At 66.8% G+C, this 19,677-nt stretch carries 17 protein-coding genes, 1 tRNA gene and 1 pseudogene; all 19 read right to left on the bottom strand.

The window, feature by feature from the left end:
• Positions 1 to 1,302: a thymidine phosphorylase gene (locus MX659_RS05515; protein WP_267192434.1), complete on the bottom strand. Its 1,302-nt coding sequence runs from the start codon at positions 1,300 to 1,302 to the stop codon at positions 1 to 3.
• The gene (locus MX659_RS05510; RefSeq protein WP_267192433.1) at positions 1,299 to 2,510 is read right to left on the bottom strand and encodes a phosphopentomutase; all 1,212 of its coding nucleotides are present in this window, start codon (positions 2,508 to 2,510) and stop codon (positions 1,299 to 1,301) included. Before MX659_RS05510 ends, MX659_RS05515 begins: the two co-directional genes overlap by 4 nt.
• Positions 2,511 to 2,527: 17 nt before the next feature.
• Entirely contained in the window at positions 2,528 to 4,189 is a 1,662-nt protein-coding gene (locus MX659_RS05505) for a GspE/PulE family protein (protein ID WP_267192432.1), read from the bottom strand.
• A 12-nt stretch (positions 4,190 to 4,201) separates the two neighbouring features.
• Positions 4,202 to 4,486 (bottom strand): hypothetical protein, encoded by a 285-nt coding sequence (locus MX659_RS05500; RefSeq protein ID WP_267192431.1) that lies wholly within the window; start codon positions 4,484 to 4,486, stop codon positions 4,202 to 4,204.
• Between the two features lie 84 nt (positions 4,487 to 4,570).
• The gene (locus MX659_RS05495) at positions 4,571 to 4,762 is read right to left on the bottom strand and encodes a hypothetical protein (RefSeq protein WP_267192430.1); all 192 of its coding nucleotides are present in this window, start codon (positions 4,760 to 4,762) and stop codon (positions 4,571 to 4,573) included.
• 288 nt (positions 4,763 to 5,050) lie between these two features.
• Entirely contained in the window at positions 5,051 to 6,514 is a 1,464-nt protein-coding gene (locus tag MX659_RS05490) for an NADH-quinone oxidoreductase subunit N (RefSeq protein WP_267192429.1), read from the bottom strand.
• Positions 6,511 to 7,962, bottom strand: coding sequence for a complex I subunit 4 family protein (locus MX659_RS05485; protein WP_267192428.1), 1,452 nt, complete (start codon positions 7,960 to 7,962; stop codon positions 6,511 to 6,513). The genes MX659_RS05490 and MX659_RS05485 overlap by 4 nt, the downstream gene beginning before the upstream one ends.
• The gene (gene nuoL, locus MX659_RS05480; RefSeq protein ID WP_267192427.1) at positions 7,959 to 9,770 is read right to left on the bottom strand and encodes an NADH-quinone oxidoreductase subunit L; all 1,812 of its coding nucleotides are present in this window, start codon (positions 9,768 to 9,770) and stop codon (positions 7,959 to 7,961) included. Before nuoL ends, MX659_RS05485 begins: the two co-directional genes overlap by 4 nt.
• Positions 9,770 to 10,066, bottom strand: a complete 297-nt coding sequence (nuoK, locus tag MX659_RS05475; RefSeq protein WP_267192426.1) for an NADH-quinone oxidoreductase subunit NuoK — start codon at positions 10,064 to 10,066, stop codon at positions 9,770 to 9,772. Before nuoK ends, nuoL begins: the two co-directional genes overlap by 1 nt.
• Entirely contained in the window at positions 10,063 to 10,557 is a 495-nt protein-coding gene (locus MX659_RS05470) for an NADH-quinone oxidoreductase subunit J family protein (RefSeq protein WP_267192425.1), read from the bottom strand. Before MX659_RS05470 ends, nuoK begins: the two co-directional genes overlap by 4 nt.
• Complete coding sequence (locus MX659_RS05465) at positions 10,554 to 12,596, bottom strand: FAD-dependent oxidoreductase (protein ID WP_267192424.1); 2,043 nt, start codon at positions 12,594 to 12,596, stop codon at positions 10,554 to 10,556. The genes MX659_RS05470 and MX659_RS05465 overlap by 4 nt, the downstream gene beginning before the upstream one ends.
• Entirely contained in the window at positions 12,587 to 13,537 is a 951-nt protein-coding gene (gene nuoH / locus MX659_RS05460; protein ID WP_267192423.1) for an NADH-quinone oxidoreductase subunit NuoH, read from the bottom strand. The genes MX659_RS05465 and nuoH overlap by 10 nt, the downstream gene beginning before the upstream one ends.
• On the bottom strand, positions 13,534 to 14,631 hold the full coding sequence (locus MX659_RS05455) for an NADH-quinone oxidoreductase subunit D (RefSeq protein WP_267192422.1): 1,098 nt from the start codon (positions 14,629 to 14,631) through the stop codon (positions 13,534 to 13,536). Before MX659_RS05455 ends, nuoH begins: the two co-directional genes overlap by 4 nt.
• Positions 14,632 to 14,640: 9 nt before the next feature.
• Positions 14,641 to 15,102 (bottom strand): NADH-quinone oxidoreductase subunit C, encoded by a 462-nt coding sequence (locus MX659_RS05450; protein ID WP_323745479.1) that lies wholly within the window; start codon positions 15,100 to 15,102, stop codon positions 14,641 to 14,643.
• A 104-nt stretch (positions 15,103 to 15,206) separates the two neighbouring features.
• Positions 15,207 to 15,713: pseudogene (locus MX659_RS05445) on the bottom strand (NADH-quinone oxidoreductase subunit B); the annotation flags it as partial.
• On the bottom strand, positions 15,701 to 16,063 hold the full coding sequence (locus MX659_RS05440) for an NADH-quinone oxidoreductase subunit A (protein ID WP_267192421.1): 363 nt from the start codon (positions 16,061 to 16,063) through the stop codon (positions 15,701 to 15,703). The gene MX659_RS05440 and the pseudogene MX659_RS05445, both read right to left, overlap by 13 nt.
• A gap of 221 nt (positions 16,064 to 16,284) precedes the next feature.
• Positions 16,285 to 16,359, bottom strand: a tRNA-Val gene (locus MX659_RS05435).
• 60 nt (positions 16,360 to 16,419) lie between these two features.
• The gene (locus MX659_RS05430) at positions 16,420 to 18,519 is read right to left on the bottom strand and encodes a cell wall-binding repeat-containing protein (RefSeq protein ID WP_267192420.1); all 2,100 of its coding nucleotides are present in this window, start codon (positions 18,517 to 18,519) and stop codon (positions 16,420 to 16,422) included.
• Between the two features lie 176 nt (positions 18,520 to 18,695).
• Entirely contained in the window at positions 18,696 to 19,676 is a 981-nt protein-coding gene (galE, locus tag MX659_RS05425) for a UDP-glucose 4-epimerase GalE (RefSeq protein ID WP_267192419.1), read from the bottom strand.
• Between the last annotated feature and the right edge of the window lies 1 nt (position 19,677).

Raw genomic sequence — 19,677 nt, 5'->3', positions numbered from 1 at the left:
TCACACCTCGTGGAAGAGCGCAGACGGCGCGGGCAGCTCAGATGCGACGCGCACTGCTTCACGCAGGCGCTCCAGACCCATCTCCAGGCGCTCGACGCTCGACGCGTACAGCGTCGCGATCGCATCGCCGCGCACGACCCGGTCTCCCCGCTTCACGGCGAGCACGATCCCTGCGCCCGGGTCCACGCGGTCCTCCTTCGTCTCCCGACCGGCGCCGAGAGCGACCGCCGCCCTTCCGACCGCCTCGGCGTCGAACCCTACGACGAATCCGTCGCGTTCCGCAGAAAGGACCGTGGAGTAATCCGAGCGCGGGAGGACCTCCGGATCGTCAGCCACACGCGGGTCGCCGCCTTGCGCGGCCACCCAGCGCCGGAAGGCCTCGAGCGCGCTGCCGTCGGCCAGCGCCTGCTCGACGCGCGATCGGCCCTCTGCGTCATGCACGACGACGCCGGCAAGCCGCAGCATGCGGGCCCCGAGCTCAAGACACAGCTCTGTGAGGTCCTCCGGCCCCTCGCCGTGCAGCGTGCGCACGGCCTCGCACACCTCGAGCGCATTCCCGACAGCGCGTCCGAGCGGCTGGTCCATGTCGCTCACGACGCACTGCACCTTGAGCCCCAGTGCCCGGCCGACCCGCTGCAGCTCGCGAGCCAACGCGCGCGCCTCCTCTTCCGTCTTCATGAACGCGCCCGAGCCGGTCTTCACGTCGAGCACGATGGCCGACGCGCCCCCCGCGGCCTTCTTCGACAGGATGGAGCTCACGATGAGCGGTATGCTCGGAACGGTGCCCGTCACGTCCCGAAGCGCGTACATCTTCTTGTCTGCGGGGCAGATCTCGGGGCTTTGGGCGATCACCGCGATGCCCACGCGCCGCACCTGCTCGACGAAGTCTTCAACGTCCATCTCGACGCTGAACCCCGGGATCGATTCCAGTTTGTCCAGCGTGCCCCCTGTATGGCCGAGTCCGCGACCGCTCATCTTGGCGACCGCGACGCCGCAGGACGCCACGAGCGGCGCGAGCACGAGGGTCGTCTTGTCACCGACGCCGCCGGTCGAGTGTTTGTCTGCGACCGGCGCATCCACGCTGCTGAGGTCCACGACGCGACCGGAATCGCGCATGGCGCGCGTCAGCCACACGGTCTCGTCTCCGTCCAGCCCGCGCAGGAACGCCGCCATCAGCCAGGCCGCCATCTGGTAATCAGGCATCTCGCCGCTGGTGAACGCCTCAACGATACGCGCGATGTCGGCTTCCGTATGCCGGTTGCCGTCGCGCTTCCACTCGATAAGCTCGACGATGCTTCTCACGAACCGGCTCCCCTCACCTCATCGAGAAACGACGTTCCACGACCGCACGCTCCGGCAAGGCCGTAGAAATCCAGCACGGTCTCGCCGATGTCTCCGAAGGTCGTACGCGTGCCGAGGTCGCGACCCGCATCGATGCCCTTGATCTTCGCAATCAACGGCGTGTACTCCCGACTGTGGTCGGTCGACGGCGTCGTGGGATCGCAGCCGTGATCGGCTGTGATGATGAGCAGGTCGCCAGGGACCATTGCGTCCAGGATTCCGGGAATCCGCGCGTCCACGGCCTCAAGACCTCGCGCGTACGCTTCAGCATCGTTGCGATGCCCCCACAGCATGTCGAAATCGACCAGATTCGCGAACACGAAGCCGTCGTCAGGCCGCCGGACCTCCTCGAGGAGCTTGTCGAGCGCGTCCATGTTGTCCGTCACGTGCGGCGAGGAGTCCACGCCCTGCCATGCGAAGATGTCACCGATCTTGCCTACCCCGAACACCCGGTGGCCGTTCTCGCGCAGGACGTCGAGCACTGTCGGCTCGAAGGGCCTCACCGCGTAGTCGCGGCGGCGGTGCGTCCTCACGTACAGCCCGGACTCGTGCGGACCCACGAACGGACGCGCGATCACGCGCCCGACGCAGTGCTCTCCCGTCAGCATCTCGCGAGCGATGGCGCACACCTCGTACAGCCTCTCCAGCCCGAACGCCTCTTCGTGCGCGGCCACCTGAAACACCGAGTCGGCTGAGGTGTAGACGATAGGCTTGCCGCTCTTGACGTGTTCGTCTCCGTACTCCTGGATGATCTCCGTGCCGCTCGCCGCCTTGTTGCCGAGCACTCCCGGCACACCCGTCCTGCGCACGAACTCCTCGATCACCTCATCGGGGAAACCGTCCGGGTATGTCGGGAACGGGCGCTCGAGCACGAGCCCCATCATCTCCCAGTGGCCAGTCGTGGTGTCCTTTCCGGCAGACCGCTCGCGACATTTGCCCCACGATGCCTCCGGGTCGTCCGTGGGCGGAACGCCGAGGACCTCCGTCACGTTGCCGAGACCCATTCGTCCGAGGTTCGGCATGCGCAACCCACCGACCGCTCGCGCGGTGTTCGCAAGCGTGTTGGATCCCTCGTCGCCGTACGCAGCGGCATCGGGCAAGGCCCCCGCGCCCACGCTGTCGAGCACCACGACGATCGCGCGCGGCGCGCGCACTCCGACACTGTCCACGATCGGCCGCCCTTCTATCACACGACGACGCGGGCGACCTCGTCTAGGGAGGTCACACCCGCTTTCACCTTGTCGAGCGCGTCTCGACGAAGCGAGCGCATCCCCGCCTGGAGCGCAGCGACGCGCAGCTGCTCCGCGGGCGCCTCTCGCAAGAACAAGCGCTGCAGGTCCTCGTCCATCTCCATGATCTCGAACAACCCGACGCGGCCGCGGTACCCCGTGCCCGCGCACTCGTCGCACCCCACCGCCTTGTACAGCCGAAGCCCCGAACCGACCTCCTCTTCGCTGAACCCGGCAGCGAGAGCGGTCTCCGGCGTCACCTTGTAGCGCTTCTTGCACGTGGGGCACAACCGCCTCGCCAGACGCTGCGCGACGACGCCGACGAGAGCCGACGAGGTGATGTACGGCTCCACGTCCATGTCGACCAGCCGAGTGAGGGCCGAGGGGGCGTCGTTCGTGTGGATAGACGAGAGCACAAGGTGTCCTGTGAGGGCCGCCCTGATAGCGATCTCGGCCGTCTCGGGGTCGCGGATCTCGCCTACCAGGACCACGTCCGGGTCGGCACGGAGCACCGTGCGAAGGAGCGCAGCGAACGTGAGGCCGATGCCAGGATTCACGCTCATCTGCGTGATGCCAGCGATCCGGTATTCGATCGGGTCTTCGATGGTGATGATCTTCCGGGCGGGCTCGTTGATACGCGATATCCCCGCGTACAGAGTGGTCGTCTTGCCCGAGCCGGTGGGCCCAGAGACGAGCACCGCTCCCCAAGGGCGGGCGAGGAACCGGCGCATCGTCTCAAGGTGGTCGGCGCCCATCCCCAGGTCCTCGAGCGTCTTCAGGCTCACATCGTGGTTGAGGATGCGAAGGACGATGCTTTCTCCCGCAGGCGTCGGGAGGGTCGCCACCCGGATGTCGACAGGCCGACCGTTCACGGTGACGGCGATCCTGCCGTCCTGTGGCCGTCGGCGCTCCGAGATGTCCATGTCGGCCATGATCTTCACACGCGACGTCAGGCCGGGCCGCACCGAGAGCGGCAGCTGCATGCGTTCGTGCAGGACGCCGTCCACCCGGAAGCGGACGCGGACCGCATGCTCGCCTGGCTCGACGTGGATGTCGCTCGCACCGTCCACGACCGCCTCACGGATGATCTGATTGACGAGCCGCACGACAGGCGCGTCCTCTTCGACTGCAACCGTCTCTTCCTCGTCCTCCGGCACTGCCTCTACCACGTCTTGGAGCGCGTCTGCTGAGGCCAGGTACTTCTCGATCGCGTACTGGATCTGCGTCGGCGTCGCCACGACCGGCACCACCTCGCGCCCGGAGCGCAGCCGTACGTCGTCGAGGGCCTCGACGTCAAGCGGATCTGCCATGGCGAGCACCAGCGCGTCGCCGCGGTACGCGATGGGGATCACGAGCCTCCGGCGTGCGAGCCTCTCAGGAATCTGCGTGACCGCCTCCCTGTCGATCGGGAACGACGTCAGGCGCACGTATTCAAGGCCCTTCTGCTCTGCGAGCGTCTGCGCGATCTCGTCCTCGTCCAGCACGAGCTGCCGCACGAGGATCTGCCCGAGCTTGCCGCCCTCGACCGCTTGCACCGCCAGCGCTGCGTCCAGCTGCTCTTGAGTGATTAGGCCGGCTCTGATGAGGATCTCACCGAGCTTCTCTCGCGTGTAGGCCACGTAACCCTCCGCTCACGAACGCCGCCGCACGCCGGCGAGCGCCCACTCCACGAACAAGGCCGCTGCAACGGTTGCAGCGGCGTCCAGGTCGAAGATGCCGCCGTACGGAGTCTTGATACCCCCGAGACCCAGCGGCAGACGCACGGCAGCCAAGATAGGAAGCACGGACTCCCCGAGAGCTGACGAGGCGAGCGATCCGAAGAAGCGCACGACCATGCCAGCGGTCGCTGCAACGGCGACGAGCACGAGCAGATCCATGCACGCGGTGAGCAGCAGCCGAACGATGCGTTGCGGCACGAACGCCTCCTCAGCGTAGATGATGCCGCCACCATGCTAGCAGAGGGCGGCAGCAACGCAGAGATCGCCGCGCAGACAATAGGCTCAGCGAATTCTGTCTGAGATCACCCTGCCGAGCAGCTTCGTCGCGACGGACTCCGCGTTCGGGAGATAACCCTCCGCGACGTACGCAGCCTGCGCGATGCGGTCGCTCCGGATCTCCGGCGCCGCCAACGCTACCTCGACCGCACGAGACACGAGGGTGCCGTCGACGTTGCTGGGGCGAGCCGCCATCATCGAGATGTCCCGGCGCGTCCGCAAGTATGCGGCAGCGCAGCGGACTTGTTCGTCGGAGATGATCATGATGTGGCAAGTATCGGCACGACGAAGCAGCGACTTGAGCGCTCGAAGCGGAGAAACGTGAGCGCTCGAAGCGAAGGAGCCTGTGACTGCACCCCAGAAAAAGGGGGAGCCCCAAGGCCGGCACCTTGAGGCTCAGGGGTAAGGGGGTTGCCGGAGCAACCGCGCACATCGTAGCACGGCCGTTCAGCAAACGCAATACTTGGTTCCGATCAACGCCCGCGGCTACACCGTGAACAGGCGAAGCAGCCACTCGAAACCGGTCACGAGCGGGACTGTTCCCGCCGCGACGAGCATCGCTGCCAGTATCGCGAACGGCCACACGCGTGCGCGACCGGTAGGCGATGGCGATGCTGAGTCGAACGGTGCAGCGCCGCTCTGCGACGTTTCATCCGGTGCCGCAATAGGCTCAGCGAAGTACATCGCTTGGATGACCCGTCCGTAGTAGCCGAAGGACACGACGGAGCCGATCGCGCCGATGAGCGCGAGCCACGTCCAGCCCCCTGAGACGGCGCCGTAGAACACGAACAGTTTGCCGAGGAACCCGACCGTCAGCGGCACGCCCGTAAGGGAAAGCATGGCAACGGCGGTCGTCCCAGCCAGGACGGGACGCTTCAACGCCACGCCAGCAACGCTCTCGAGCGTGGCCTGATCCCCCGCTTCGGACCTGAGCGCTGCGAGGCACCCGAACGCCACAGCGACGGCCGCCGCATATGAGACGACGAGAAGCGGGGTGCCGACTGCTCGGGAGGAAACACCGATAAGCGCGTATCCGACCTGTGCGATCGCCGAATAGCCGAGCATCCTGCCGAGATCGCGCTGCTTGAGAGCACCGAAGTTGCCGACGATGATCGATGCGGCAGCGGCGACACCGATCGCGACGCTCACGTTGCGGAACGCCTCGCCTGCCCACACGCTTCGTGCGAACAGCAACCACAGCGCGAGGACCGCGGCGATCTTCGGTGCGCCTGCGACGAACACGGCGGCTTCCGGCTCGAGAACCCCGTACACGTCGGGAACCCACGAGTGGAACGGGAATGCACCGGCCTTGAACGCGAGGGCGGCCAAGAGCAGCACGCCGAGGACGCTTGCCGCGGCGGCAGGCGCAGACGACATCGCCTGCACGAGCTCGTTGTAGCCGGTGGCGCCTCCCCCGAGGCCGACGATGCCCGCAAGGCCGAAGACGAGGAGTCCGACGGCCACCGACGCCTGTACGAAGTACCGGATCGCGACTTCGCGCGATGCCTTCCCGCGGCCAGCGGCCACGATCCCGAAACTCGCGATGGCGATGGTCTCGAGCGCGATGGCCATGACGAGCGCATCTGCAGCACCGGCGAGCGCTTGGGACGCCACCGCCGCCACACCGATCAGCGCGGCGACCCCGCCGCGACGGGATCCAGGCACGTTCCGCAGCCCCGTCACGAGCGACGCTGCTGAGAGGAGGTAGATCACGGCGGCCGCGCCCGCGAGCCCTCCGCCGCCAAGGATGCCCGGCACTACTTCGGCGATGGTCCCGTCCGAGGCGCTCGCGGCACACAGCACGGACGCCAGCACAGCAGCGGCACCGACGAGCGCCGTGCCGAGCCCAGGTCGCCCGAACGCATCCACGAGGAGTGCTGCAGCACCGGCCGCAAGCACCGCTGCGCCGGGAAGCCACAGCATGCCGCTTATGCTCGACAGGGCGCTCACCGCGCACCCCCTTGGATCAGCAGCACGATCGCCTGCGCCGCCGGCGCGGTCACCGCAGTGAGGATTCTCGGCCACACGCCGAGCGCGACGATGCCCGCCACGAGCGGGGCAGCCGCCAGCATCTCGCGCGCTCCGATGTCAGTCAGTGACGCCCAGCACTCCATCGGTTCTCCGTAGACGACCGATCGCACGGCGTACAGATTGTAGGTCGCTGCTAGAAGAACGCCCACGATGACGGCCAGCGTCCACCACCCGAAGACCCGGAACCCCTCCAGGACCGACAGGAGCTCGCCTGGGAACCCCGACAGTGCTGGAAGCCCCAGACTGGCCAGGGCCGCGAACACGAAGACGACCGACCAGCGCGGGATCGTCGTCGCCAGACCTCCAATATCGGGGATGCTCCTCGTGTGCGTCCGTTCAGCGAGCGAACCCACCAGGAAGAACGACAGGCCGGCCACAAGCCCGTGGCTCACCATGACGAGCATCGCGGCGACATACCCGCTCTCAGAACCAGCGGCAAGCGCGACGAGCACGAATCCCATGTGTGCGACAGACGAGTACGCGACGAGGCGCTTCAGGTCGGTCTGTGCGAGCGCTGCCAGCGCACCGTACACGACGCCGATCGCCCCGAGCGCGAAGAGGACAGGCGCTGCGTCCGCGAATGCGGCCGGCGCAAGCGGTGCGGCCACACGCATCAGGCCGTATCCGCCCATCTTGAGCAGCACTCCAGCGAGCATGATCGAGCCGGCGGTGGGAGCTTCCACGTGGGCGTCCGGAAGCCAGGTGTGTAGCGGGAACGCGGGCAGCTTCACGAGCATGCCGGCTGCCATCAGCCAGAACACGAGGTTCTGCGTCGTGCGTGGAAGCACCCGCGGGACGTCGGCCAACACCGTCGTGCCGAGGTTGCTTATCACGATGAGGATCCCCACGAGCATGAGCGCCGAGCCCACGAACGTGAAGAGGAAGAACTTCATCGCCGCGTGCTGGCGGTGCTCGTGTCCCCACAGACCGATCAAGAAGTACATCGGGATGAGCACCGCTTCCCAGGCCACATAGAACATGACGAGGTCTGCTGCGAGGAAGACTGCCACCACAGCGCCTTCCAGCGCGAGCAGCAGCGCGTGGTGCGCTCGCGGCCGATCCTCGACTCCCCACGACGCGAGGACGGCGACAAGCGAGAGACCCGCAGTGAGCGCCACGAGCGGGGCGCTCAGCCCATCGAGCCCGAGCGAGAGCGGGACAGCGCCCAGGACGCCTCCGGGCGCCCACGACAGCGACGGTACCGAGCGGCCTGCCATGTCCGCGATGGCCAGGGTCGCCACAGCGCATTCGACGAGCGCGACTGCGAGCGCGAGCGCTCGCGACCGGACGACCCGCTCGCCGGCAAGCGCGACGACGAGGGCGCCTGCGAACGGAAGCACGATCAGCGCAAGGAGCGTCACCGTCACCGCCCTCCTGCCCACAGCACGATCGCGGAAAGCACGACGAAACCGACCGCCACGAACGACGCGTAGACGTCCGTCTCACCGGTCTGGAGCGCAGCCAGCGCACCGCCGATCGCGGTCGCGGCCCTGCCGAGCCCCTCGGCCGCCCAATCGATGATGCGACGATCCCCGGTGCTTTCCACCCAGCGAGCCACTGCCAACACCGGCCGGACCGCGATCGCCTGGATCGCTCCGTCCACGCCAAGTCCGCTTCGCAGGAGCTCCCACGTCCGGCCGGCCGCGAAGGCCTCATTGCGCCCAGCGTCACGCGAGGACCACGCGAACGCGGCAGCAGTGCCAGCAGCGACCGCTACCACGGCGCTCGCGATCATCGCTGCGCTCGCGTGCGCCTCCTGCGCGCCTACGAGCTCGAGCAGCGGCCTGCCTGCCCATCCCAGCACGAGGGCCCCCGCTGCGAGCAGCACCAGCGGCGCCGTCATCGTGCTGCCTGACTCGTGCGCGTGCTTCTCGCCGCGCGGCTCGCCGAAGAACGCGGAGGCCGTCGCGCGCCAGATGTACAACGCAGTCACTGCGCTCGTCGCGAGGAGCACTGCTGAGGCGAATGGCGAGACCTCGCCCACGGCCGCCACGACAGCGTCTTTCGAGAAGAATCCCGCGAACGGCCACCAGCCCGAGAGCGCCAGAGCGCCCGCCGTCCAGCAGGCGGCCGTCACCGGCATGGACCGTGCAAGCCCGCCCATCCCGCGGATGTCTTGCGTCGCAGCCCCATGGATGACGCTGCCCGCCGCCAAGAACAGCAGCGCCTTGAACGCGGCGTGCGTCGTCAGGTGGAACATCGCCGCGCCCCACGCTCCAGCGCCGAGCGCCGCGAACATGAACCCGAGCTGGCTTATCGTGGAGTACGCGAGCATCTTCTTCATGTCCGTTTGCGCCAAGGCCACGACCGCCGCGTACGCCGCCGTCAGCACCCCCACCCCCAACATGGTCGTCCGCGCAGCGCCGCTCGCCGCGAAGAGCGGCCACGTGCGAGCCACGAGGAAGACGCCCGCAGCCACCATCGTCGCGGCGTGTATGAGCGCGGAGATCGGCGTCGGTCCTTCCATCGCGTCCGGCAACCAGATGTGGAGCGGGAACTGCGCTGATTTCCCCGCCGCTCCGACGAACAGGAGCAGCGCTGACGCGGTCACCGCGCCCGCGGGCAGCGTCGGGACCGAGGCGAAGATCCCGTTGAAGTCGAGCGTCTGTGCGCGGCTCCACAGAAGCGCCATGCCGGCGAGCATCGCCACGTCGCCCACGCGTGTCGTCATGAAGGCCTTGATCGCCGCGCTCGTCGCGGCCGGCTTGCGGTACCAGAAGCCGATGAGCAGGTACGAGCACGCCCCGACGAGCTCCCATCCCACGAAGAGCGTCACGAGGTTGTCGGCGAGCACGAGGATCGACATCGCCGCCACAAACAGCATCAGCACTGCGAAGTACCGCGGACGCCCCGTTTCGTGAGCCATGTAGCCCCACGAGAACGCGACGACGCACGCCGCGACCACGCCGACCACAACAAGCATGAGCGCACCGAGCGCGTCTCCGGTGAAGCCGAACAGGACGCCCGTCGCGGATCCTGCGCTCTGCCCTCCCCCCATGAGCGAGACCGTGGCGCCGTGGCGCACCCGGCCCACGAGCTCGACGCCGGCGATCAGAGCGCCGATCGGCCCTGCGAGCGCGAGCACCTGCGTGACGCGCACCGCTCGCGCACCGCCAAGCGCGATGACCAGCGCGAGAGCGAGCGGGAGCCCGATGGCAGCCGCAAGAACGCCCATCACCCGCTCACCTCGTTCAGCTCGTCGATCCTGGTGCGACCTGAGGTCCGGTACAGCGCCAGCAAGAGCGCGAGCCCTACCGCGGCCTCGCCCGCCGCGACCACCAGCAGCAACGCGCCGATCGCCTGCACGGTGCCGGACGCTGCCCCCGCTGCCGCGCCGAGCGTCGCGAGCAGCAGACTGCCTGCGCCCATCATCACCTCGACGCCGACGAGCACGCCGATGACGTCCCGTCTGCTCAGGACCGCGTAGAGCCCCAGCGAGAACAGCGCGCACGAAAGCCCAAGCGCGATCATCGGTCCTCCCCGCCTTTCACGATGACCCCCACCGCGACCAGCGCTACGAGCAGGAACACGCCTGCTGCCTCGAACGCGACGAGCCGGGGGCCCAAGAGCTCCGCTGCGAGGTCGGACGAATTCGCCGACACCGCCACGGCCGATCCCGCGAACGCCGTGCGCAAGCTCAAGAACAGCATCGCGCCGACGCCAGCAGCCACGGCCGCCGAGCCGACGTCGTGACGGCTCACAAGCGCCGGGCGTTCGGAATCAGCGCGCCGCGCAGTCATCACCGCGAACACCATCAGGACGAGGACGCCGCCGACGTACACGAACACCTGCGCGACAGCAAGGAAGCTGTATCCCAGGTACGCGTACATCGCAGCGACGCCGAAGAGGAACGCCCCAAGCGAGATCATCGCGCGCATGACCTCCCGCACAAGGACAGCACCGATAGCGCCCACGACGGTGAGCGCGATGGCGAGCGCAAGCCCGGCGATCTGGGCGCTCATTCGCCCTCCCTTCGCGGTACCGGACACCCGGGCGGCGAGATGCCGTCTCTGCCAGTGGCACGCGTGCCTGTCGGCGGCCGCAGCATCTCGCCCTTATCGAAGACCATCAGGTCACGATGCCAGAACGACAGCTCGTATTGGCCGGTGTGGTGAAGCGCCTTCGTCGGGCACTGCTCAGCACACAGTCCGCAGAAGCAGCACTTGGACAAGTCGAGATCGTACCGCGTCAGGCATCGGGCGCCCGCTTCGTCGACACGCTCGACGGTGATGGCGTAGTCGGGGCACGTCCGAGCGCAGAACGTGCATCCGACGCAGATCTCGGACTCGCACCGCAAGCAACGCATGGCCTCGGCCATCGCCTCCTGCCGCGTCAGTCCGAGCTCCACCTGCCTGAAGTCCGTCGCACGCTCAGCGGGGTCTGCGACCGGCATCTCGGCGCGCCGCCGGTTGGACTCGATGCCGCGCGTGTCCGCCGACGCGTGCTTCGGATACACCGGCACGGGGCGCGCTACGCGGTCGCCGTCGAGCGCCATCCCCTGAAGGTACCGGTGGATCGATGTCGCCGCCTCGTGGCCCGTGGCGATCGAGCCGATGGCGCTGCCCGGCCCCGTGACGATCTCGCCGCACGCGAACACGCCCTCGACCGAGGTCGTGAAGAGCGTGCCGTCCACGACGAGCTGGCCCCGCCCGCTCACGAGGAGCTCGGTACCCGCGATGAGCGAGTCGATCTTCGGGGCCTGCCCTATTGCGAAGACGATGACGTCTGCAGCGATGTCCGTGGTCTCGTCGCCGAACTTCGGTGCGAACCGACCGGCCTCGTCGAATACCGAGAGGCACGATCGCATGCGCATGCCGACGACCTGGTGCTGCTTCGTGAGCACCTCTTCCGGACCGAGCGAGCACAGGGCCGTCACGCCCTCGTCCAGCGCCTCCGCGATCTCCCATGGGTGGCAGGGCATCTCGTTCTCGGACTCCAGGCATGCGAGCTTCACCTCGGCTGCTCCCACGCGCAACGCGCACCGCGCGACGTCCACTGCGACGTTGCCGCCGCCGATGACGAGCACCCGCTTGCCGCGGACGCCAGCATCATGCTTGAAGTTCGCGGACCACAGGAATTCGAGCGCCCCCACGACACCTTCGGCGTCCGTGCCCGGAATGGGCAGCAGCCTGCTCTGCTGGAGACCGACGGCGAGCAGAACAGCATCGTGCTCTCGCATGAGCTTCGCAAGCGGCACGTCCTTGCCGACCTCGACGCCGGTGTTCAATTCCAGCCCCAGACCGACGATGTCGTCGATCTCCTCGTAGAGGACCTCGCGCGGCAGGCGGTATGCCGGGACACCCGTGTTGAGCGCGCCTCCTGGCTTGCGTTCGCGCTCGTACATGACGACGCGATAGCCGAGTTTCAGCAGGTCGTACGCCGCAGCAAGCCCAGACGGGCCTGACCCGATGATGCACACGCTCTTGCCCTGCGTCCGCGGAAGCGGCGAGACGCGCTCGTGCCGGATCTTCCGGTACTCCTCGAACGCGAACCGGTGCAGCGGACGGATGGCGATCGGCTCGTCGTAGAAGTTGCGCTTGCACGCGCTTTCGCACGGGTGGTGGCAGATGCGGCCGAGCACTCCAGGCAGGATGTTGCGGTCGCGCACGAGCTCGTACGCCTCTGCGACGCGATTGTCCGCGATGAGGTACGCCTGTCCGCGAGCGTCCACGTTCGCCGGGCAATTCCCGACGCAGGGCGGGAGACGGTCTTTCCGGTACAGGCCGTCGATCAGTTCGTTGTACTCGAACGAGGGCGCTCTCAACAGCGGGACCTCGTCCCTACCGAGCACCCCGCGCAACGCGAGCGGGCCGCGCCACCTCGGGCTCAGCGTCAACCGCTCCTTCGGGTACTTCACCGTCAGCGGCGTGGTGGCGGCAGCCTTCACGGTGATCGAGAAGCCCTTGGCTATCGACTTCGCCGCCTGCACAAGGCCCTGCTTCTCACCAGGAAGCCCCGAGACGCTCTCTGGGACCTTCGGGAACTCATCTCTCACAGCCACGGAAGCACCACCCCGACGATCGCGAGCTGCACGAGAGCGGCAGGCACGAGCACCGTCCAGCAGAACCGCAGCAGCTGGTCTTGACGGACGCGCGGAAGCGTCCACTTCGCCCACATCACCACGGTGACTAGAAGCGCTGTCTTGGCGATCAGCGCGACCACACCGACGGCTCCGTCGAACGGCCACCCGCATCCAAGGAACGTCGCCGCAGCGAAGAGGCTCGCAGTGATGATCGCCCCGTACTCGGCCATCATGAAGATGGCCCAGCGCATACCGGAGTAGTCGGAGAAGTAGCCCGCCACCAGTTCGGACTCGGCCTCAGGCAGATCGAACGGGCCGCGGTTCATCTCAGCGATGGACGCGATGACATACACGAGGAACCCAAGCGCCAGCAGCGGGAGCCACCACCATCGCCAGGAACCCACGACGTCCACCGGCCTGAGCGATCCGGCGAGCAGCACGAGCGGAGCCACCGACAGCGCACGCGGCACCTCGTACGCGATCATCTGCGATGCGGCGCGCAGACCGCCGAGCGCGGAGTACGTGTTGCGCTGCGCCCACGCTGCGACCAGGATGGCGACCACTTCCAACGACGGCACGGCCAAGAAGAAGAGGATGCCCACGCTCGTGTCGAAGGGCGCCCACCCTTTCACGAACGGGATCACGGCCATCGCGGCAGCGACGGGTGCGAAGACTGCGAGCGGGGCCCACTTGAAGAGCGGGCGATCGGCAGCCAACGGCACGACGTCTTCCTTGAAGAGCAGTTTCGGCACGTCGGCGATCATCTGCAGCGAACCGGCAGGGCCGATCTGCTGTGGACCGTAGCGCAGCTGTATCCGGCCTGCGACCTTGCGCTCCCACCACACGCCGATGACCGCGCCGCCAGCGATCACGAGCACCCCAGCGATGCCCCAGGCAAGACCCAGCAGGAACGACGTCATCGGTCGACCTCCCCGAAGACCGGATCGAGAGAGCCGAGAATCACGAGCAGGTCAGAGAGCGTGTGACCAACGGCGATCTGGGGAAGCACGGCCAAGTTACAGAACGCGGGAGAGCGGACCTTCATCCGGTACGGGCGCGCCGAGCCGTCGCTCACAAGGTACACGCCGAGCGAGCCGCGAGCGCTCTCGATGTGATCGTACGCATCGCCCGGCCGTGGGGCGAGAAGCCGCGGCAGCCCATCTGCCATGATGGGACCGGGCTCCATCTGGTCGAGGGCCTGCTCGATGATGCGGCAGCTCTCGATGCACTCCCACAGCCGCACGCGCGCTCGGTCGTAACAATCGCCGTTGGATCCCAGCGGAACGTCGAAGTCGAACCTCGGGTAGACGGAGTACGGATCGTCGCGGCGCAAATCCCAGTCAACGCTGGAGCCGCGCGCAGATGGCCCGGAGACGCCCCACGCTACGGCGGTCTCGGCATCGAGCACGCCGATTCCTTTGAGACGGGCACGCGCGATCGCGTTCCCGAAGAAGAACTCGTCGATCTCGAGCATGGCGGCCGGATGTTGAGCGACGAAAGCGCGGCACTGCTCGACCCAGCCGTCTGGCAGGTCGAACGCAACGCCGCCCGGACGCACGTAGTTGTACGTCAGCCGTGCCCCGCAGAGCGCTTCGAACAGGTCGACAACCATCTCTCGCTGCACGAAGGCGTACAGGAAGGCCGACGTCGCCCCAGTATCTGATGCGCTCGAGCCGATGCCCATCATGTGGCTCGCGATGCGCTGGAGCTCGCAGACGATCACCCGGATGTACTCCGCTCGCTCTGGGACGCGGATGCCAGCAAGCCGTTCGACGGCACGGCAGTAGGCCCAGTTCGCGTACATCGAACCCACGTAGTCGAGGCGGTCGGTGAGCGGCACCACCTGCAGGTACGTGCGGTTCTCCGCCATCTTCTCGATACCGCGATGCAAGTGTCCGATGACGGGCTCGACGTGCGTGACGATCTCGCCGTCAAGGCGAACGATCAGCCGACACACCCCATGGGTTGAGGGGTGCGATGGGCCGATGTTCAACGTGAGTTCTTCCGTCGCCATCGTCGCCACCTAGATGTAGTCCGGCCTGCGGATGATCCGCTCGTCCTCGTAGTCCTTGCGCAGCGGGTGCCCCACCCAGTCCTCCGGGAGGAGGATCCGGCGCAGGTCCGGGTGTCCTTCGAAGATGATGCCGAACAGGTCGTAGACCTCGCGCTCCTGCCAGTTCGCCGCCGGCCAGAGGTCGCACATGGTGGGAACCGTCGGCTCCGAGTACGGGACGGCCGTCTTCAAGAACATGCCTGCAGCGAGACGCCGCGATTGCAGGCGATACACGACTTCGAACTCGTCGCCTCGATCGACCGCGGTGACCATCCCGAGGCGGTCGAACCCCATGTCTTTCAGGTCGGCCGCAGCCGCGTGGATCCGCTCACGAGGGACGGCGATCGTTCCGTCGCCGAACTCGATGGAGAACAGCGGGCACAGGTCCGGGTACATCGCGCACACGCGCTCGCGCAGCTCCTCGATCCTCACCCTGACACCTCGCTTTCGCTGTCGACCAACGAAGCGGGCGCCACTGATGACGCATCTCCCTTGCGAGGATCGGACGGCATAGCAAGGTCGCTCACGATGGGGCGCTTCCGTCGAGGGGAGATCGATTCCGCAGCGATCTTCTTGCGAAGCTGCAGGATTGCGTCCTGTAGCGCTTCGGGACGCGGCGGGCACCCGGCGATGTAGACGTCGACAGGCAAGAACTCGTCAACGCCGCGGACCACCGAGTAGCTGTCGTAGTAGAAGATGCCTCCCGACACCGCGCAGTTGCCCATGGCCACCACCCACTTCGGCTCGGGCATCTGGTCGTAGATGCGCTTCACCGCAGGCATCATCTTCCGTGTGACGGTGCCAGCCACGACCATCACATCGCAGTGGCGCGGGTCGGGGCGCGGGATGGTGCCGTGCCGGTCGAAGTCAAAGCGCGAGAACGACGCAGCGATGAACTCCATCGCGCAGCACGCGGTGCCCATCGGGAACGTCCACAGCGACTTGCCACGCGCCCAGTTCATCACGGCATCGGCAGTCGTGAGCACGATGCCGCCGCCCGGCATCTCCTCGAGGCGCCTGGCGAGATCGTCTATCGCAGCCATGACAGCAGGTCCTTCTTCCAGGCGTAGAGCAGGCCGACAGCGACGAGAGCAGCGAATGCACTGACCTCCACGACACCGATGGCAGACCCTCTCACGCGCGGCGCCACGGCGAACAGCAGCACGCTTTCCACGTCGAAGATCACGAACAGCGCTGCGATGCCAGCGAACCGTACGTTGAACGGTTTCCACGGCGTGTCGGCCTGCGGGATGCCGCACTCGAATGCGCTCTGCTTCACCTCATCAGGCCGGCTCGGCGCAAGGAGGCGCTGCAGGCCGAGAAGCACCATGAGGAACGCTGCCGGCCCAAGGACCAGTCCTGCAGCGAACAGAACGGCCGACGTCTCCTGCACTACCCCTTCACCCCCGATGAGGATCCGATCGCGAGTGCGTAACTACGGTTACAAGCACCTTCGACCTCGCACGCACAACTCCTGCTGATCACTACGCAGAGGCTCCGTCGCCAGTCGCAATGGTGCACATATATCACGGCCAGTCTTCGCTTGTAAACATTGTTACAAAGCCAAGTCCTGCAAACAAACGGCCCCGCGCATGCGCGGGGCCGTTTCTCATCTGGTGGGCGATGCAGGATTTGAACCTGCGACTTCTTCCGTGTGAAGGAAGCGCTCTCCCACTGAGCTAATCGCCCGTCCGCTGCCTGAGGCAGCGAAGGGATTGTACCGTGTCTTTTCCTCGAGGGGAAGTCCTGCTACGGCTTCAATACGCCCTCGATTTCAGCCTTGACGCCATCGGAGACCGCCGCTGTTCCTCCGACGATGCGCCCTGCCGTGATCACGCCCTTGTTCGCACCAAGGTACTCGCGCGTTGCTGGACTTAGAGTCTTCGGATCGGTAAGCAAGAGCGCCGCATTCTGTTTGCCGGCCGCAACTCCGCCACCAAGAGCATCGGGGAACTGATCGCCCCGTGCCACGTACACGACGCTCGGCTCGAGCCAGTAGTACCTGAGCGAGTATGCGGCGACCGCCTTGGCCGTGGCATACCGGTCTTGACCAGCAAGTCTCTGCACCGCTCCGCTCACAAGACCGCTGACCTCTCCCTTCACCGCGTCGGAGACCGCCCCGGTGCCACCGACGATGTACACGTCTCTGATGCCGTTCGCCACGATGGCCGCCCGCGCCGACGGGTGCAGCACCGTCGACCGCGTCAGCAGGATGGGCATCTTCAATGCCCACGCAGCCGCCGATGCAGACAGCGCGTCAGGGAACTGGTCACCGCGTACCAGGAACGCCTGGGCGCCGAACGACGTGCCTCTGAGCGCGCGCACCTTGGCAGCGACCGCCTTCGCGGTGTCGTATCGGTCAGACCCGTACACGCGCTCCACCGTGAGACCGGCCTGCGCAAGTGCGGTCTTCACACCGTCCGACACGACTGCAGGCCCACCGACGATGTACACTCGTCCGGCTCCGAGACGCCCGATCTCGGCAAGCACTGCAGCCGGCAATGAGGTCCCTCGCGTGAGCAGGACCGGCGAATCGAGGCATCCGGCGAGCGCAGAAGCACACAGTGCGTCGGGGAACACCTCCCCGCTCGCGAGCACAACGGAGGCCGCGGACCCTGCAGGAAACGTGGCTTTGGAGACCGCTACGGCCGTGAGGTACCGATCAGCCCCTGAGAGCCTCTCAGCGGAGGAGAACACCGGCGTGGCCCCGATCGACCACTCCAACCGATATGCACCAGCTCCGCTGAACGCGCGCACCTCGATGAAGTACATACCATCGGACGCACCATCGAAGATCAGCAACTCCGGATACGCTGATCCGTTCGCGAACGCCAAGACGCGCGATCCGTCCGGTGAGTGCAGGTACAGATCGAAGTCCGTTCCGGACTCAGCGTCAAGCAGCACGCTCAGGCGCTGCCCAGCGCTTAACGACACCTTGAAGACGTCGTTCACATCGCTAGAGCGATCGAGCGTCCCGAGCAGAGCCCCCGAAGAGTCCGTGAGCACCGGTGCCGTATCGAAGTCTTCCCACGCACCCTCCGGAATCTTGGAAACAGCCCACACAAGCCCATACTCACCCGACCCTCGAACCGAGCGAACGGCGAGGAAGTAGGTCCCCCCTTCTCCGGCCATGACATCGTGGAGCAGCCGCTCGTCCGGTCCGGACCCGGCCGAGCCAGCCACCGGCAGGTCTGTGTACACGCTCGTCGCGCTCGGCCCATACAGCAGCACGTCATAATCGCATCCACCAGGGCCGTGCAGCGTCGCTTCGATGCGCTCTCCTTGCGCCATATCGATACTGAAGACGTCGTACGTGTCTGTCGGCCACGACAAAGCGCCCGAAAGCGCGCCGTCCCTGCTGGGAAGGGCCGTCCCGGCTATGTCGTCGTCTGCCGAACCAGGCATCGCGCACGTCGACCAAGCGAGAGCGTACGTGCCTTTGCCGCTGACCGTTCGCACGACGATGTAGTAGTCGCTATCTGCCCCAGGCCGCACGTCGAACGTAAGCGTCTTCGGGAAGGCATCTCCGACCGTGCCTGCGTACGCGGCCGATGGGTCGATCTCCGTCGCGCCCGACGGAAACACGTACACGTCCGCATCGAGGCCCGCGTCGCCTTCGAGTGTGCACGCGAAGCGCACGCCTCCGCTCAGAGACACGCGATACACGTCCGCGACCTTCGTGGCCGCATCCAGCTCGCCGGCGACAGGCGACGCAGGAAGATCCACGGCGCCCGGGAGCGCGCACGGATCGATCCCGCCCCCCGATACGACGGCGGACGCTCCTTTTCGGATCGCTTGCGCGGCCGGCTTGCCTTCGCCGCCGACAGGTCTTACCGGAGCTGCCGACATGGCCGCCGCCCTCGGCAGACCTGCTTGACTGACGCACATCAGCGTGACGAATACCGCCACGATGGCTCTGCATCCGGGATGTGTACGCATGACCCTCCCCTTTCACACACAACCGCTGTTCTGGCTATGGGACATCCAACAGACTAGCGCAAGACACTGACATCGAGAGCCTCACGTCACGAGACGCCTCCTGTCCCGCGGCACGCCCAGCGCCACGAATCGCCGACGATCGTCTTCAGGTCGCTCCGGTGCGCCGACCACCCCAACAGCTCGGCCGCTCGCCCAGGCTTGGCGACGAGCACCGCTGGGTCCCCTGGCCGTCGAGGACCGAACGACACCGCGATCTTGGTGCCTGCCACCTCTGCACAGGCGCGAACGACTTCGAGATTCGACCACCCGCGCCCTGTGCCGAGGTTGCAGATGGCGCTTCGGCCGCCGCTCGCAAGATACTCGAGCGCGCGCACATGGGCATCTGCCAGGTCGCACACGTGGATGTAGTCCCGGATGCACGTGCCGTCGGGGGTCGGATAGTCGTTGCCGAAGACGGTAAACGAACCGGCGCCGTCGCGGATCGCAGCGAAGATCCGCGGGACGATGTGCGTCTCTGGATCGTGCGCCTCGCCAAGCGTTGCGTCCGGCATGGCGCCCGCAACATTGAAGTACCGAAGCGACATCGACCGAAGCCCCCACGTATCTTCCGCTTCTGCCAGGGACCTCTCGAACAGGCGCTTGCTCTCGCCGTACGGGTTCACAGGACGCAGCGGGGCGTCTTCAGGGATCGGCACCACATCGGGCTCACCGTAGACCGCCGCCGTGGAAGAGAAGACGAGCGCATCGACCCGTGCATCCCGCATCGCGTGCAGCAGCGTCTTCGGGCGCTCAGCGTTGTTCTCGAAATACCGCTCAGGCTCACGAACCGACTCGGCGACGTCGATGTATCCCGCGCAGTGCAGGACTGCGTCCACGCAGCACACCGCGGCGCGGACCGCCTCTGCATCTCCTACATCGCCCACCACGAGCTCCGCACGGTCGTCCACCGCCCACCGGTGTCCGCGCTCCAACGAATCGAGCACCACCACCTCGTGGCCTGCGTCCAGGAGGCGCCGCACGCTGATGCTGCCGACGTAGCCCGCACCCCCGGTCACAAGCACTCGCATC

It is taken from the genome of Parvivirga hydrogeniphila (genome assembly GCF_023371205.1).
Taxonomy (GTDB): Bacteria; Actinomycetota; Coriobacteriia; order Anaerosomatales; family Anaerosomataceae; genus Parvivirga; species Parvivirga hydrogeniphila.
This window is presented reverse-complemented; position numbering and strand designations above follow the sequence as displayed.

Bases quoted from the DNA above. Each gene is read 5' to 3' on its own strand.
- MX659_RS05495 (WP_267192430.1), bottom strand. From the start codon at position 4,762: ATGATGGCGGCTCGCCCCAGCAACGTCGACGGCACCCTCGTGTCTCGT.
- nuoL (WP_267192427.1), bottom strand. From the start codon at position 9,770: ATGGGCGTTCTTGCGGCTGCCATCGGGCTCCCGCTCGCTCTCGCGCTG.
- nuoK (WP_267192426.1), bottom strand. From the start codon at position 10,066: ATGATCGCGCTTGGGCTTTCGTGCGCGCTGTTCTCGCTGGGGCTCTAC.
- MX659_RS05470 (WP_267192425.1), bottom strand. From the start codon at position 10,557: ATGAGCGCCCAGATCGCCGGGCTTGCGCTCGCCATCGCGCTCACCGTC.
- nuoH (WP_267192423.1), bottom strand. From the start codon at position 13,537: ATGACGTCGTTCCTGCTGGGTCTTGCCTGGGGCATCGCTGGGGTGCTC.
- MX659_RS05455 (WP_267192422.1), bottom strand. From the start codon at position 14,631: ATGGCGACGGAAGAACTCACGTTGAACATCGGCCCATCGCACCCCTCA.
- MX659_RS05430 (WP_267192420.1), bottom strand. From the start codon at position 18,519: ATGTCGGCAGCTCCGGTAAGACCTGTCGGCGGCGAAGGCAAGCCGGCC.
- galE (WP_267192419.1), bottom strand. From the start codon at position 19,676: ATGCGAGTGCTTGTGACCGGGGGTGCGGGCTACGTCGGCAGCATCAGC.